This window comes from Ensifer sp. Root31 (assembly GCF_001424825.1).
GTDB lineage: Bacteria > Pseudomonadota > Alphaproteobacteria > Rhizobiales > Rhizobiaceae > Ensifer > Ensifer canadensis.
In genome coordinates this window covers 136,404-152,208 of sequence record NZ_LMCO01000056.1, presented here as the reverse complement: position 1 = coordinate 152,208, position 15,805 = coordinate 136,404, and the positions used below count along the sequence as shown (strand labels likewise).

13 protein-coding genes and 1 other RNA gene are annotated in these 15,805 nt (G+C 62.5%); all 14 read right to left on the bottom strand.

Annotated elements, in window-relative coordinates; all coding sequences use genetic code 11:
- Positions 1–2 precede the first annotated feature (2 nt).
- Entirely contained in the window at positions 3–1,157 is a 1,155-nt protein-coding gene (gene ftsW / locus ASD00_RS32215) for a putative lipid II flippase FtsW (protein WP_025427728.1), read from the bottom strand.
- A 99-nt stretch (positions 1,158–1,256) separates the two neighbouring features.
- The gene (gene murD, locus ASD00_RS32210) at positions 1,257–2,648 is read right to left on the bottom strand and encodes a UDP-N-acetylmuramoyl-L-alanine--D-glutamate ligase (protein ID WP_025427729.1); all 1,392 of its coding nucleotides are present in this window, start codon (positions 2,646–2,648) and stop codon (positions 1,257–1,259) included.
- A 7-nt stretch (positions 2,649–2,655) separates the two neighbouring features.
- Entirely contained in the window at positions 2,656–3,756 is a 1,101-nt protein-coding gene (gene mraY / locus ASD00_RS32205) for a phospho-N-acetylmuramoyl-pentapeptide-transferase (RefSeq protein ID WP_025427730.1), read from the bottom strand.
- 236 nt (positions 3,757–3,992) lie between these two features.
- Entirely contained in the window at positions 3,993–5,432 is a 1,440-nt protein-coding gene (locus ASD00_RS32200) for a UDP-N-acetylmuramoylalanyl-D-glutamyl-2,6-diaminopimelate--D-alanyl-D-alanine ligase (protein ID WP_025427731.1), read from the bottom strand.
- A 1-nt stretch (position 5,433) separates the two neighbouring features.
- Entirely contained in the window at positions 5,434–6,897 is a 1,464-nt protein-coding gene (locus tag ASD00_RS32195) for a UDP-N-acetylmuramoyl-L-alanyl-D-glutamate--2,6-diaminopimelate ligase (protein ID WP_025427732.1), read from the bottom strand.
- Positions 6,898–6,964: 67 nt separating this feature from the next.
- Entirely contained in the window at positions 6,965–8,713 is a 1,749-nt protein-coding gene (locus tag ASD00_RS32190; RefSeq protein WP_025427733.1) for a penicillin-binding protein 2, read from the bottom strand.
- Positions 8,713–9,096 carry a hypothetical protein gene (locus tag ASD00_RS32185; protein ID WP_025427734.1) on the bottom strand — a complete coding sequence of 128 codons (384 nt, stop codon included), beginning with the start codon at positions 9,094–9,096 and terminating at the stop codon, positions 8,713–8,715. The genes ASD00_RS32190 and ASD00_RS32185 overlap by 1 nt, the downstream gene beginning before the upstream one ends.
- A gap of 7 nt (positions 9,097–9,103) precedes the next feature.
- Complete coding sequence (gene rsmH, locus ASD00_RS32180) at positions 9,104–10,129, bottom strand: 16S rRNA (cytosine(1402)-N(4))-methyltransferase RsmH (RefSeq protein ID WP_025427735.1); 1,026 nt, start codon at positions 10,127–10,129, stop codon at positions 9,104–9,106.
- A gap of 14 nt (positions 10,130–10,143) precedes the next feature.
- A complete protein-coding gene (gene mraZ, locus ASD00_RS32175; protein WP_025427736.1) occupies positions 10,144–10,584 on the bottom strand; it encodes a division/cell wall cluster transcriptional repressor MraZ in 441 nt (146 codons plus the stop codon).
- 588 nt (positions 10,585–11,172) lie between these two features.
- An RNA gene (gene rnpB / locus ASD00_RS32910) (RNase P RNA component class A) lies at positions 11,173–11,572 on the bottom strand.
- A gap of 97 nt (positions 11,573–11,669) precedes the next feature.
- Positions 11,670–12,860, bottom strand: coding sequence for an FAD-binding oxidoreductase (locus tag ASD00_RS32170; protein ID WP_025427737.1), 1,191 nt, complete (start codon positions 12,858–12,860; stop codon positions 11,670–11,672).
- A 331-nt stretch (positions 12,861–13,191) separates the two neighbouring features.
- A complete protein-coding gene (locus ASD00_RS32165) occupies positions 13,192–13,719 on the bottom strand; it encodes a transglycosylase SLT domain-containing protein (RefSeq protein WP_025427738.1) in 528 nt (175 codons plus the stop codon).
- Between the two features lie 228 nt (positions 13,720–13,947).
- Positions 13,948–14,712 carry an N-acetylmuramoyl-L-alanine amidase gene (locus tag ASD00_RS32160; RefSeq protein ID WP_025427739.1) on the bottom strand — a complete coding sequence of 255 codons (765 nt, stop codon included), beginning with the start codon at positions 14,710–14,712 and terminating at the stop codon, positions 13,948–13,950.
- Entirely contained in the window at positions 14,709–15,416 is a 708-nt protein-coding gene (locus ASD00_RS32155) for a DnaJ family molecular chaperone (RefSeq protein ID WP_025427740.1), read from the bottom strand. The genes ASD00_RS32160 and ASD00_RS32155 overlap by 4 nt, the downstream gene beginning before the upstream one ends.
- Positions 15,417–15,805: the final 389 nt, after the last annotated feature.

The window sequence follows — 15,805 nt, the reverse complement described above, 5'->3', positions numbered from 1 at the left end:
CTTTACTCCGCCGGCACGCCAATGCCGGACCGAAACAGGCTACGCTCCACGGCGCGCTTCTCTGGGCGATGGCGCGTGAGCGCCAGGATGAAGCCGGCGGTGACGCAGATCGCCACCATGGACGAGCCGCCATAGGAGATCAGCGGCAGGGTCATGCCCTTGGCCGGAAGCAGTTCGAGGTTCACGCCGATGTTGATCATCGACTGGATGCCGATCTGCAGCACGAGGCCGGCAACGGCGAAGCGGTTGAAGTCGTTGCGCTCGCGGAAGGCGTGGTTGAGGCCGCGCAGCACCAGGAAGGCGAAGATCATCACGATCAGCATGCAGAAGACGATGCCGAATTCTTCAGCCGCCACCGAGAACACGAAGTCGGTGTGGCTATCGGGAATGATGCGCTTGACGATGCCTTCGCCCGGACCGCGGCCGAACCAGTCGCCGCGGATGATCGCCTCGCGCGCCGTGTCCATCTGGAAGGTATCGCCCTCCCCGGTCAGGAATTTGTCGATACGGCCGGCCACGTGCGGCAGCATGGTATAGGCGACGAAGAAGCCGCCGAAGGCAGCGCCGGCGAGCACGATGATCCACAGCCACGGCATGCCGGCCATGAAGAACATGCCGCCCCAGACCGCGGTCGTCAGGATCGTCTGGCCAAGGTCGGGCTGGGCGACGAGCAGCGCGCCGACAATGCCGAAGAGCAGGATGGCAAAGAGATTGCCGGGAATTTCCGGCTGGCGCGCATGTTCCGAAAACAACCAGGCGCAGACGACCACGAAGGCTGGCTTCATGAATTCCGAGGGCTGGATGGAAATGCCGGCGATTGAGATCCAGCGCATCGAGCCCTTGACCTCCTGGCCGATGAACAGCACCAGCACCATCATCGCGAGCGACACGCCGAGCAGGATGATCGCGGCGCGGCGCACCTGCCTCGGCGACAGGAAGGAGATGGCGACCATCACCACCAGCGACGGCAAGAGGAAGACGGCGTGGCGCTTGACGAAGTGGAAGCTGTCGAGGCCGATGCGCTCGGCGACCGCCGGGCTTGCCGCAAACGACAGCATGAAGCCCACGCCCATCAACAGGATGAAGGTCGCCAGGAAGAACCTGTCGATCGTCCAGAACCAGTCGGCCACAGGGCCACGTTCGGCTCGGCTTACCATCTGTCAGTCCCCTTTATCAGGCGCGCCTGCGCCAAACGTCCGAAACCCCGGCATCACCGCCACCCGTCGCGCGCCGGATGGGCGCGCGGACGGCGAGCGTCAGATCAGCATCGTCACGCCCTGCAATGCCTTGACGTGCGTCACGAAGGCATCGCCGCGTATTTCAAAGTTCTTATACTGGTCGAAACTTGCGCAAGCCGGGGATAACATCACCGCCGACGCGCCTTTGTCATCGTGCTCGGCATCTGCTGCGGCATGCGCCACGGCCTTTTCCAGCGTGCCTGAAATCTCGAAGGGCACCGCCTCGCCGAGCGTTGCGGCAAAGGCCGGTGCGGCCTCACCGATCAGGTAGGCCTTGACGATCTTCGGGAAGAACGGCGACAGCGAAGTGATGCCGCCCTCCTTCGGAAGGCCGCCGGCGATCCAGTAGATGCGCTCGTAGCTCGACAGCGCCGGGGCCGCTGCATCCGCATTGGTCGCCTTGCTGTCGTTGACGAATACGACAGCACCCTTGCGGCCGACCGGCTGCATGCGATGCTTCAAGCCGGGGAAGCTTTTCAGCCCCTGGCGTATCTCGTCTTCGCTGACATCGACGGCAAGGCATGCGGCGATTGCCGCGGCAGCATTCTGCGCATTATGGCCGCCGCGCAGCGTCTGGATGCCATCGAGATCTACGAAGAGCCGCGACGTTCCGCCGTGCGCCTCAAGGACGCGCGAGCCTTCGGCATAGATCCCGTCGGCCAGAACATGCCGGCGCGAGATGCGAACCACCTTGGTGCCCGCCCGCTCGACGCGATCGGCAATCAGTGCGCAGAAGCTGTCGTCGACACCGACGATCGCCGTGCCGCTGCCGGCCACCAGCCGCTCCTTGATATCGGCATAGTGCTGCATGGTGCCGTGCCGATCGAGATGATCGGGCGTGAGATTGAGCAGGATACCGGCCGTCGGGTTGAGCGTCGGCGCCAGATCGATCTGGTAGGACGAGCACTCGACCACATAGAAGCGGCCGGCCTTCGGGGGCTCAAGCGTCAGTACGGCCGTGCCGATATTGCCGCCGAGCTGGGTGTCACGGCCGCTTTCCCTCAGGATATGGGCGATCAGCGCCGTGGTCGTCGATTTGCCGTTGGTGCCGGTAATGGCGATGAACGGGGCATCGGGCGCCTGCGCCCGGCGCTCGCGCACGAAAAGCTCGACATCGCCGATGATCTCGACGCCAGCGGCATGCGCGAGGTCGACGGTCCAATGCGGCTTCGGATGGGTCAGCGGCACGCCGGGCGAAAGCACGAAGGCGGCAAAGGCACGCCAGTCGATGCCGTGCAGGTTCGCTGTCGGCACACCCGCCTCGCCGGCCTTGGCGACGCTGTCGGGATTGTCGTCCCAGGCCGTCACCTCGGCGCCGCCGGCGACGAGCGCCTGCGCAGTCGCCAGCCCCGAACCACCAAGCCCGAAAAGAGCGACCTTCTTGCCCCTGAATGTGCTGACCGCGATCATCGTCCGCTCACCGCAGCTTGAGGGTGGACAGGCCGACCATCGCAAGGATGACGGCGATGATCCAGAAGCGGATCACGACCTGGCTTTCCGTCCAGCCCTTCTTTTCGAAGTGGTGGTGGATCGGCGCCATCAGGAAGACGCGGCGCCCGGTGCGCTTGAACCAGAACACCTGGATGATCACCGACAGCGTTTCCATGACGAACAGGCCACCGATGATGATCATGACAAATTCATGCTTGACCGCGACGGCAACGGTGCCGATCAGGCCGCCGAGCGCCAGCGAACCGGTATCACCCATGAAGATGGCGGCGGGCGGCGCGTTGAACCAGAGGAAGCCGAGGCCGGCGCCGATGACGGCGCCGAGGATGACGGCGAGCTCGCCCGTGCCGGGCACGAAATGGATCTGCAGGTAATTGGCGAAAACGGCGTTACCGGCGAGATAGGCGATGAGGCCGAAGGCGGCCGCCGCGATCATGACGGGCACGATGGCAAGCCCATCGAGACCATCCGTCAGGTTCACGGCATTGCCGGCGCCGACGATGACGAAGCCACCGAACAGCACGAAGAAATAGCCGAGATTGATCACGAGGTCCTTGAAGAACGGGAAGGTGACCGAGGAGCCGAAGGTCGAGCCGGCAGCACCGCCCGAAAGCGACGCCTGCATCATGAAGAACACGGCAATCGCGGCGATGATGAACTCGAAGCCGAGACGCGCCTTGCCGGAAAAGCCTTTGTCCGACTGCTTGGTGACCTTGAGATAGTCGTCATAAAAGCCGATGGCGCCGAAACCGAGCGTGACGAGAAGGGTCGAGACCACATAGACGCTGGAAAGATCGGCCCACAGAAGCGATGACACGACGATGCCCGCAAGGATCATCAACCCGCCCATCGTCGGCGTGCCGGCCTTCTTGAAATGCGTCTGCGGACCATCGGCGCGGATAGGCTGACCCTTGCCCTGACGGATGCGGAGGGAGGCAATCATGCGCGGACCGAAAAGGAAAACGATCAAGGCCGAAGTGAAAAGCGCTGCACCGGTACGGAACGTGATGTAGCGAAAGAGATTGAAAAACTGAAAGTGGTCCGCCAGTTCCACGAGCCAGATGAGCATAAGGGACCTTTCCCCAAAGGTTTAAAATCGGACACCGTCCAACAGAATCATCTGAAAAACGATACGCGCTTGTATGCGAAAGTGTTAGGCCGCGCTGCCTAACCCAAGGCTGTATCCACCGCCGCCAGCATCGGCGACGACCACTACAACGCAGCGCGCCGCTTGAGGCACGCGAAGATCGTTGTCGTCATTTGGTCGACTGCATCATTGCCGCTGAACCGCTTGCAGTCCGGCAATCACGCAGTTGCTTCGTCCCCCTCGGCCTCGGGCTCCGGATAGGCTTCGATCAGCGCATGCACGATCTTGCCGCAGCCCGTGCCCTTCGAAGACTTGATCATCACCACGTCGCCGGTCGCAACCGCGCCGAGTGCATAGGCCTTCAGTTCGTCCACCGTTTCGCGGTAGACGACGGAGATTTCCGGCGGCAACGCGTCGCGCAGGTGGGCCATCAACGGCCCGGCAAGCCAGACATCGGTGATGCCGGCTTCGACGAGAGGTTTGGCGAGCGCGGCATGAACGCCGGCGGCGTGTTCGCCCATCTCCAGCATGTCGCCGAGCACGGCGATGCGGCGCCCGCCCGGCGCCGGTGCTGAATCCTGCAGCAGCGAAATCGCCGCGCGCATCGAGCTCGGATTGGCGTTGTAGCTCTCGTCGATCAGCGTCAGTGTGCCCGCGCCGATCAACAGTTGGTGCCGGCGGCCCCTGCCCGTTTCGGCCTGCATCGTCGCCAGCGACGAGGCGGCGTAGTCGACATCGGCGCCGACCAGCTTCACCGCCGCGAGCACGGCCAGCGCGTTCTCGGCGATATGACGTCCAGGAGCGCCGATGGTGATTTCCATCGTCCGGCCGCCAAGGGCGGCCCAAAGCACTGAACCGTCCGCCGCACCGGCAAACTCGACGAGGCGGAACTCCGCCTTCGGGTTGACGCCGAAGGAGTGGATATAGCTGACGCCAGCCGTACCCGCGGCCTTTTCGAGCAGCTTGTACTGGGCACTGTCGTGGTTGATGACCGCGTGGCCGCCATTGACGACGCCCTCGAAGATCTCGGCCTTGGCCTCGGCGATCTGGTCCAGGCTGTCGAAGTTTCCGAGATGAGCGGCAGCGATGCTGGTGACGATTGCCACATGCGGGCGGACCATCTTGGTCAGCGGCCGGATCTCGCCCGGATGGTTCATGCCGATTTCGAAGATGCCGAAATCGGTGGCCTCGGGCATGCGCGCAAGCGTCAGCGGCACGCCCCAATGATTGTTGAACGAGGCCACGGAGGCGTGCACGCGCCCTTGCGGCACCAGCACGTGCCGCAGCATCTCCTTGGTGGTGGTCTTGCCGACGGAACCGGTGACGGCGATGATCTTCGCAGCACTGCGGTCGCGCGCCGCGCAACCGAGCCGAATCATCGCTTCAAGCACGTCGTCGACGACGATCAGTGGCGCGCTGAGGCGGCCGAGCGCCGGCAGTTTGCCTTCGCTGACAACGAGGAGTGCGGCGCCATTGGCGAGCGCAAGGCCCGCATAGTCGTGGCCATCGACCCGGTCGCCCTTGATCGCGAAGAAGGCTTCGCCCTTGCCGACCGAGCGGCTGTCGATCGATATGCCGCTTACTCCTTCGGGCAGGTTTCCAACCGGACGGCCGTTCATTGCGGCCAGAAGATCGCTGCTTGTCCAGAGCCAGTTCAAATCACAGACCTCCCAATGCCTTGCGGACTTCCGCATGATCCGAGAACGGCAGCGTGACGGAACCGACCGTCTGGCCTTCCTCATGTCCCTTGCCGGCGACGATCAGCGTGTCGCCGCTTGTCAACATGCCGACGGCGGCACGGATCGCTTCGGCGCGGTCGCCGATTTCGGTTGCACCTGGAGCCGCAGCCATGATTTCCGAGCGGATCACCTCAGGCACTTCCGAGCGCGGATTGTCATCCGTGACGATCACGACGTCGGCAAGCCGCGTGGCGATCTCGCCCATGATCGGTCGCTTGCCCTTGTCGCGGTCGCCGCCGCAGCCGAAGACCACGATAACGCGGCCCGTCGTGAACGGCCGCACCGAGGCCAGCACATTTTCGAGCGCATCGGGCTTGTGGGCATAGTCGACATAGGCAAGCGCGCCGTCCCTGGTCTGGCCGACCAGTTCGAGGCGGCCGGAGGCACCCTGCAGCTTTTCAAGCGCGGAGAACGCCGCCTTGGCGCTGATGCCGGTGGAGATCGCAAGTCCCGCCGCGACAAGCGCGTTGGCAACCTGGAAATCGCCGGCAAGCGGAATATGGATTTCGAAGATGTCGTCGCCGACATGCACTTCGGCCGACTGCTTGTGGCGGAAATGTTCGACCCGCTTCAGCGAGATGAATTCGCCCTTGCGGCCGACGGTGCGCACGTCGAGCTTGGCCTTGCGGGCAGCCGCAATCGCCTGTTCCGACCACTGGTCGTCGGCAAAGACAACCGCGGGCGCGCCCTTCGGCAGTAACGCTTCGAACAGCCGCATCTTGGACGCCATATAGTGCTCGACCGTCGGATGGTAGTCCATGTGGTCGCGGCCGAGATTGGTAAAGGCCGCAGCCGAAAGCTTGACGCCGTCGAGCCGGCTCTGGTCGAGGCCGTGGCTGGAAGCCTCCATCGCCGCATGGGTGACGCCGGCATCTGCGAGTTCGGCAAGAAGCTTGTGCAGGGAAACCGGATCGGGCGTGGTGAGAGAACCGTAGTCGTTGCGGCCGGGCGCCACCACGCCTGTCGTGCCGATCATCGCGGCAGCAAGGCCCGAATGCGCCCAGATCTGCCGGGTGAAGGAGGCGACCGAGGTCTTGCCGGCCGTGCCCGTCACCGCAACCATCGTCTCAGGCTGGCGACCGTAGAACGCGGCGGCGGCGCGCGCGAGAAAGGCGCGCGGGTTGCCGAGCGAAAGAACGGGTGCGGAGGATCCATCAGGCTTGACGCCGGATTCAGCGACGACGGCAACGGCGCCGCGCGCAAGCGCGTCGACGATATAGCTGGTGCCGTTTGCCTTGGTGCCGGAGACGGCGACGAAAAGATCTCCTGGCTGCACATGCCGGCTGTCGGCCGTAATGCCGGCAACCTCGATCTGCGAGGAAGCGCCATCCAGTTGCGCAGAAAGTTCAGGGAAGCTCGTTCCCGCCAGGTCTTTTATCTTCATGAACCGCACGTCTCACATCGCTCTCAATTCGCCGGAATCGCGAATCGTCCGCATTCTCATTTCATGCCTAATAAGACACAAGCATGGCAGAACCATCTTCTCCGAACTTCGGTTCGACGCCGAGAAGCGGTGCGGAGCGGCTGATGATGTCGCGAACCATGGGCGCGGCATTCGAGCCGGCGGTCCGTCCGCCGCCTTCGCCGGTCTTCGGCGCGTCAATGAAAGTCAGCACGATGTACTTCGGATTGTCGATCGGAAACGCTGCGAGAAAGGCGTTGAAGTTCTGGTCGCTGGCATAGCGGCCGTTGACGACCTTGTCGGCCGTGCCGGTCTTGCCGCCGACGTTGAAGCCCGGCACCTGCGCGCGCTTGCCCGAACCGGCGATGCCGTTCCAGCGAAGCAGAAAGCGCATGTCGTCGCTGGTGCTTTTCTTGACGACCGTCGTCGCCAGTTCATCGGCCTGCTCCTGCGAGCGTGGCAGGAAGGTCGGCGGGATCAGCTTGCCGCCGTTGACGAGCGCGGCACCTGCGACAGCCGTCTGCAGCGGCGTCGTCGAAACGCCGTGGCCGAAGGAGATGGTGATCGAGTTGATCTTCTTCCATTCGCGCGGCTGGCTCGGGGATTTGACTTCCGGCAGCTCGGTCGGCAGCTTCGACAGCAGGCCGATCCGGGTCAGAAATTCCTTGTGGCCGGGAATGCCGATCAGGTCGGCGATCTTGGCGGTGCCGATGTTCGACGAATACTGGAAGATTTCCGGAACGGTCAGCACCCGGCGCTTGCCGTGGAAGTCCTTGATGGTGAAGCCGCCGATGCGGATCGGTGCCGAGGCGTCGAAGCTGTCGTTGAGCGTTACCTTGCCGGAATCGAGACCCATGGCGATCGTGAACGTCTTGAAGGTGGAGCCCATCTCGAACGTGCCGTTCGACATGCGGTTCATCCAGCCCTCTTCGGCACCTTCGGCCGGCTTGTTCGGGTCGTAATCGGGGACCGACGCCAACGCCAGCACTTCGCCGGTATTGACGTCGAGCACCACGGCCCCGGCGGCCAGCGCCTGGTAGTTCTTCATGCCGGCATCGATGACGTCGCGCACGATGTTCTGCACCCGAACGTCGATCGACAGCTTGACCGGCTCGAGCTTGGCATCGCTGGTCATGCCGATGGCGGCGAGATCGGCGAGCCCCTGCCCGTCGATGTAGCGCTCCATGCCGGCAACACCGCGGTTGTCGATGTTGACGTGGCCGAGAACATGGGCGGCGGTCGGGCCGCCCGGATAGAAGCGGCGCTTTTCCGGCCGGAAACCGACGCCGGGAATGCCGAGCGCCAGGATTTCGCTCTGCTGCTTCGGGGTCAATTGGCGGCGCAGCCACTGGAAGCGCGATTTCGACTTCAGCTTGTTGTAGATGTCGCGGGCGTTGAGATCGGGCAGCACGGTTGCAAGCCGCTCGACCGCCTCATCCGCATCGACGATCTTGTGCGGCTCGGCATAGAGAGAGACCGTGCGGATGTCGGTGGCGAGGATCTCGCCGTTGCGGTCGAGAATATCCGGGCGCGAGGCCATCAGATTGTCGGCGCGGCCGATACTCGAAACCGTCTCCGGCTGCGCCATGCCGTATTGCACCAGGCGGCCACCGATGACCGCATAGACGATGCCGAAGCTGGCGATGATGATCGCCACGCGGTTCTTCGCCTGATTGGTGGTCTTCTTGCGTGTGCCCTGGAAGGTGACGTTGAGCTTGGCCTCGGCCGGCAGGTTGTTGCCGCCTGCGGAGAAATGCGCCTTGCTCTTCAAGACCATGATGCGGGAGAGAAACGACATCAGCGCGCCACCGAACCTGTTGCGATATTATCGGTCTTTTTCTCCGACGCCTTGGCGGCGGCGAGCTTCTTTTCTTCTTCCGTCGGCGGCACGTCGGCCTTCAGCATCGGCAGCTCCTGCGGGCGCACGAGTTGCGTCGACGGCGTCGGTGCCAGTTGCAGATCAGCGCCGAAGGCGCCAACCAGACGTTCCAGCCGGTTCGGCTGCGTCAGCAGCGCCCAGTCGGCGCGCAGAAGGTCGATCGTGTCTTCTTCCAGCTTGATGGCGGCATCGAGCCTGCGCACCTCTTCCAGCTTGTTTTCGGCACGATGCTTGATCGTGTAGGTGACCGTGGCGGCTGCCGTCATGACGACGATCAGGACTATGTCGAGTGTTCGCAGCATATCTCTCTCAGCCCCCCAACCGTGCAAGGCTCGCCAGTTCCGGCAGATTGAAAATGGATAGATCGTTTCCCGGCGATGGCGCTTCCGTGCGGATACCGGCTCTGAGCTTGGCAGACCGGGCGCGCGGATTGAGGGACGCTTCTTCCTCGCTGGCGGCCACCATAGGCTTTCCAACTGGTGTGAAGGTTGCCGCACGCGCGGTCACCAGTGGCAGATGGCGCGAACCCGCAGCCTTGCCCGAGCGATCCTGGAAGAAAGCCTTGACGATCCGGTCTTCGAGCGAATGGAAGGTGACGACCACGAGACGGCCGCCCGGCTTCAGCGCCCGCTCGGCGGCAAAAAGCGCCTGGGCGAGTTCGCCGAGTTCATCGTTGACGAAGATGCGCAGCGCCTGGAAGACGCGGGTTGCCGGATGGATCTTGTCCTTGGCCTTGCGCGGAGTGACGATTTCGATCAACCCGGCGAGATCGCGGGTGGTTTCGAACGGCGTTTCGGCCCGGCGCTTTTCGATGGCGCGGGCGATGCGGCCCGACTGCTTTTCCTCGCCGAGGAAACCGAAGATGCGGATGAGATCGGAAACCTTGGCCCGGTTGACGACGTCGGCGGCAGAAACGCCGGCTGCCGACATGCGCATGTCGAGCGGGCCCTTCTTCTGGAAGGAGAAGCCGCGCTCGGCCTCGTCGATCTGCATCGACGACACGCCGATATCGAGCACCACGCCGTCGAGACTGCCGGCGGGCGCATGCTCGGCGAGCTGCGAAAAACGGGAGTGAATGAGCTTGAGCTTACCACCCGCGGCCGCAGCCATCGACTGGCCCGCGGCGATCGCCGTCGGATCGCGATCGAGCGCGATCACATCGGCGCCAGCATCGAGGATGGCGGATGCATAACCGCCGGCACCAAACGTGCCGTCGAGAATGACCTTGCCGGGGGCCGGATCGAGCGCCGCGAGAACCTCGCTCAGGAGGACGGGAATGTGACGGACCGGTCCGCCATCGGCTTCAGAAGTTCCTCCGCCTTGTTCCGTCACCATTCCGCCTCTCCATTCTATTCCGGACGCAACCCCCGTGATTTGCGCCCTTCCCGGGCCGCCGCTTGCGCCTTTGCAAAGGCCTGCGGCTCCCAGAGCTGAAAATAATCGCCCCGCCCGACGAACATCACGTCGGTCGAGATACCGGTGAAGTCGCGGATGAAATCCGTCACCATCAACCGACCTTCCGGATCGAGCTTGACGAAGACCCCGCCCCCGTGAACGAGCAGCGACATCTCGTTGGCCGCCGGAGAAAAAGGATCCTCGGCCGCCATCTGCCTCTCGAACCGATCCAGGAGCTCCGGCCCACCGACGCTGATCGCCGGAAAGACGAAATCCTGGAAGCAGTATAGCTCTCGAACGCCTCCATCCGACAGCACGGAACGAAACGCCGAAGGCACGGACACCCGCCCCTTTGCATCGATCCGATTGGTAGCATTTGACAAGAAGCGGTTCATGACGCGAAACGGCCGCCCAAGACTGACGGGCCATTATCATCGACCCGCGGGAACACTCGACCACACCCACAAAACGCCCCCGCCGGACACCAACATGTCCGCCCATCTCCCGAAGCCGGGAGACACTGGAGTTTTGCGATGACGGGCCACGACGCGGCCCTTGCGCAGTACCATTATGGGATATCATGGGACCATATGGGCGTCAATGGGATTGGCTCTTGAACAGCTGGGTAGCTGATCAAATATTGATAGGTTGTTAAGTTTAACGAAGGGTTACGAAAGCACCCCCGATGCCTCGCAATGCGACGGCCAAACGGCTTCAAATCGTTGGGAAATCGGAATATCAGCAAGATTGCAGCCAAGCGGGCGGACGGCGCTGCGGCCATGGTTTTCGCGTCCTAGCTGGCACAAAGAGCAAAGGACGTCAGCCGAACTTGCGCTGCCCAAAGCCTCGCTGCTGCTAAGAGCATCGCCGTCTACTGCATGTATCCTTAAATCGTATTCGATTTAAGGATACATGCAGCAATTCGAAGTGCTACCGCGACCTTTGCGCGTCTAACAAGACGCGCGGCGCTATAGAAGGAAGAAATCGCCAGTTGGCCTGTAAGCCGGGTTCTGTATGGCCCCATTGCCCGAAGACAACGGAACGTGGCAGCCATTCATCTGGGACTACGTTTGCACGCAGCCTCTTGCAACCCACCCGGATGACTGGCCCGGAAACAGGCTGGACGCTTGCGCGCCCGCGTCATCCCTATTCGGTCTTGCTCCCGGTGGGGTTTGCCGTGCCGTCCATGTCGCCATGTCCGCGGTGGGCTCTTACCCCACCCTTTCACCCTTACTCCGCAAGCGGAGCGGTTTGCTTTCTGTGGCACTTTCCCTGAGGTCGCCCTCGCCGGACGTTATCCGGCACCGTATTTCCGTGGAGCCCGGACTTTCCTCCCCCCGCGGCCTTTCGGCACTTGCGGAGCGCGGCTGCCCGGCCAACTGGCAGGCGGTCCTTAACCGACCGGGAAGCCGAGCGCCAGAGAAAAACGGCGATCTCGACGTTTCGGCTTTGGCACGCCGCCACACTTTTACTTCAGTGCTTAGCGGAACGAGACGGCGAAATCCGTTTCATAGGCCGGATCGTCGATCCGACCATCCATCACCAGCTTGGCGCCAAGCCGACCGATCTCGTCGGAGCTTTTCGCCGCCTGGCCGTTACCACCCGTGACGACGGCAATACGATCGCCGCCGGCAAAGCCGATATAGGGAAAGCCGTGGCGGGTGAACGACGTCACGCAGGGGCGGAAATGCGTCGAAGCGGGCTTGAAGCCGGGCATCACCTCGGCGAGCAATCCGCCCATGTGTTCCGCTGCTCCGGCGCCGGCGCTGCCCCGGAACCACGCCCGCACCTCGGGCTCGCTCTTGAGAATGCGGTCGGTCGGATCGCCGCCGATCTTGATGTAATGCTTGCCGTCGGCATAGGCGACCGGCGGCAGCAGGTAGTAGCTCTTCGCCTGCTCCGGCGACGCACCGATCAGCGATGGCATATGGTCATAGGTTGGCAGATCGTCAGCCGCGACCTCCGCGAAGAACACGGTGCGCGCCTTGACGACGAGGTCGATCGGTCGGGGAAGAAGCGTGTCGGAAAGGGAAAACCCGCCGGCGGCAACGATCACGCGTCCCGCAGTGAGTGTTGCGCCCTCTGTCGTCGTGACGACGACGCGGTCGCCGGCCTCGGATACGGACGCCACTTCGCTGCGGACAATCCGGGCGCCGGCCTTTTCCGCACAGATCGTCTGCGCCAGAACGAGCGCATGTGGATTGATGTAGCCGGCCCCTTGCGCCTCGTGGATGCCGGCAAAGCCCTGGGGGAAACGGAACCAGGCAAAGCGTTCGGACAGTGCATCTTCGTCCAGAAGCGGCGCCTCGACGCCGAGCGCGTCGCGAGCCTTGGCGACCTTCTCGATATAGTCGTAGCTTCCGCCCGGCGCCGGGCCGGCGATCAGGCAGCCGACTTCCGCATAGAAATCGATGCCGCTTTGCCCGGCGATCTCTCTGTAACGGTCGATGGAACGCTTGGCGAGACGCGCCCAGACGGGATCGTCGTCGATCGTGCGGGTGATTCGGGCATTGTCGTAATGGCTGGAAAAGACGCCGCCGTGATTGGCCCAGTCGCTGGGCTCGTCCGGCCCGACCAAGGCCACCCGTGCGCCGGAAAGCGCCAGGTACCGTGCTGCGGCCGCCCCCATCATGCCCTTGCCGACAATGATGAAATCAAAGCTTTCCGACATGTCCGTCCCCATCATCTCGATCAGGCGGAGATAGCATGTCAGTGCAGTTATGACACTGCGGGGGCATCACATTTCGAAGTTCGCCGGAACGCGAGACCTGTCCGGCTGGAGCATCTGCCACCGCTCAAGGACGGTCAGCGGATGATGCTCGGTATTCGATAGAATACAATGCCCCTTACTGCATAATTCCTTAAATCGGATCCGATTAAGGACGAAATTATGCAGCAAGTTTAAAGTGCTACAGCGACCTTTGCGCGTCTAATAAGACGCGCGGCGCTGTAAAACATGCTTTGCGCGCACGACCTGGTGCGCGCCATACGGACGGCATCACTTAGTCGATGATGCTCTGGACCTTGCCGCAGTAACGCTTGGAGACCGGGTTCATGCGCTTGGCAGCGTGGCCGGCATTGTACTTCAGGATGGTGCCGCAGGTGGTGCCGCCGGAAAGCTCATGCGCCACAGCAAGATACTTCATGCCGAACTTGATGTTCGTTTCGGGATCGTAGAGACCCTTGGAGGAGCCGGAATAGCCCATCATGCGCGCCGTCGCCGGCTTGATCTGCATCAGGCCGATTTCGCCGGCACTGCCGCGCGCCATGGCATTGAAATTGCTTTCGACCTTGACCACCGCATGGGCCAGGTCCGCCGGAACGCCGTACTGCTTGGCGTAGGACTGGATCAGGATTGTGTACTGCGTGCCTTCTAAGATTTCCGGTTTCGGGTAACCTGTCGTCCGTGTAACTGACTTGAGGGATGAGGTCTTGATGGTCTTGTCGATATTCCCCGCATACGACGTACCAATCCCGGCGAAGAACATGCCAAAGCATGCCGCCACCGCAGCAACAGACGATATTCTCATGTAGTTTGAAGTCTCCGGTCTGGGGAATGGGCGGCACGGCGCACCCCGCCGTTCAAGCCTCACTTCCCGATCGTTTCATTGACAGGAAATGAGCGTTGCGCCCTGACGTTCCCTGCAGTTCCAATCAGCGGCAAATGAATGCCGCATCATGGTAAACATGTGGCAACGCAGCAAATTTGTGCGACAAAAGACCGGGAAAGCTAATTTAGCACGCAAAAATTTTGCGCGTCAGGCACCAAACTGCGGTAGTCCCGCAAGCAGACGGTGCAACGTATCGAGGGTCGAGATATCGGCGATGCCGTCGACCCTTTCCTGGCGAAAATGCCGTTGGAAGGCGGCGACGGCGCCCTCGGTTTTTTCGCAGAATTCGCCAGTGACTTCAATGCCGTAACCATAGAGCGACAGCATGGACTGGATCGCCTCGACCGGTTGGCCGTGATCGCCGCGCTGAAAAAAGCGACCGCCGCCGATCGGCGCCGGCTCCACCCAGTGCCCGACGCCCTCGCGATGCAGGCGATCCCACGGAAATTTTTCACCCGGATCGACCTTGCGAATTGGCGCAATATCGCTGTGTGCGAGGACCCGTTCCGGGGCGATCGACCACCGTTCGCCACAGTCCCGACACAATTCGACGACCGCAGCGATCTGTTTTTCGGGAAAATCCGGTAGCCCGCCGGGGTGACCGGCGTTGGCGATCTCGATGCCGATCGAGCAGGAATTGATGTCCGTCTCGCCCTTCCAGAAGCTTTTGCCCGCATGCCAGGCCCGCAGCGTCTCCGGCACGAGCTGGTCGACGCGACCGTCCTCGTGGACGAAATAGTGGCTCGAAACCTGGCTTTCCTGGCGGCACAGCCATTCGAGCGCAGATTTCGCCGTCGGCATCCCAGTGTAGTGAAGCACGATCATATCGGGCACCCGCGCATCCGCACGGTCGCCGAAGTTGGGCGACGGCATGAAACGTGCACCCGAGTAGTCGCAGTATTTCGACGTCATGCGGCGCGGCGTTCTCTCTCGATCGCCTCATAGGCGGCGTTCAGCGCGGCCATGCGGTCATTGGCGATCGCATGGAACTCTTGCGGCACGCCACGCGCAACCAGCATGTCCGGATGGTTCTCGGACACCAGCACGCGGTAGTGCTTGCGGATCTTAGCAAAGTCGTCCTTGGGCGAAACGCCGAGCACCTGATAGGGATCGCGGCCGTCGCTGTGCACGTGGCGCGCCATGATCCGTTCGAAATGCGCTTCGTCCATGTGGAAGATCTCGGCGACCCGCATCAGGAAGGCCAGTTCCTTTTCATGCACCGCGCCGTCGGACTTGGCGATGTGGAACAACCCGTCGATGATGTCTTCCAGGATCGGGCAATTGCTCTCGCAGGACGAGCAGAGCGACGCCATCTTCTCGGCATAGGCTTCGAAACCGGCGACGTCCTGGCGCGCGAGGTTATAGAGACGGGCAACATTCTGGGCCTGATCGGCGGGAAACTCGAAGATATCGCGAAAGGCCGAGACCTCCGCCTCGGTCACGACGCCGTCGGCCTTCGCCATCTTGGCCGAAAGCGCGATCATCGCCACGGAGAAAGCCACCTTGCGCCGGGTTTCCGGGTCGCCTTCGAACAGTGTGCGCACGGCCTCGACCACACCGGCAAGTGCGTTGCCGGTGGCGGTGACGATTTTGAGGAGGCTATCCCAGAATGACATGCACGATTTTCCTGTCTCTCCAGCCTATAGCATGGACTATTGTGGTGGCAAATTGCAAGCGGTGGCCTGCGGCGAACCACGGGAATGACGAATTTGTGATGGCCCCTCACTATTGTCAATCCGTTGCGGTAACGTTGCGCCAGCGCGAGGGTTCCCATCTGTTCCCTGGGGAACAGGTCAGCACCTTCGGGAAGAGGCTCAACCCCCTGCCCCACAGCGGGTTGGCGCCGAGCCTGCCTCTTGCCGCCGCGGTTTGCGCGGCATCATGTCCACGGTCGTTTTCGAGACCGAGGCGACAAAACCCAAGCACTTGCCGACCGGACATCCACAGACCTGTCATTTAACTTCCATCGGATTTACGCTAGAGAGGCCCCACCAATTGCATGCCG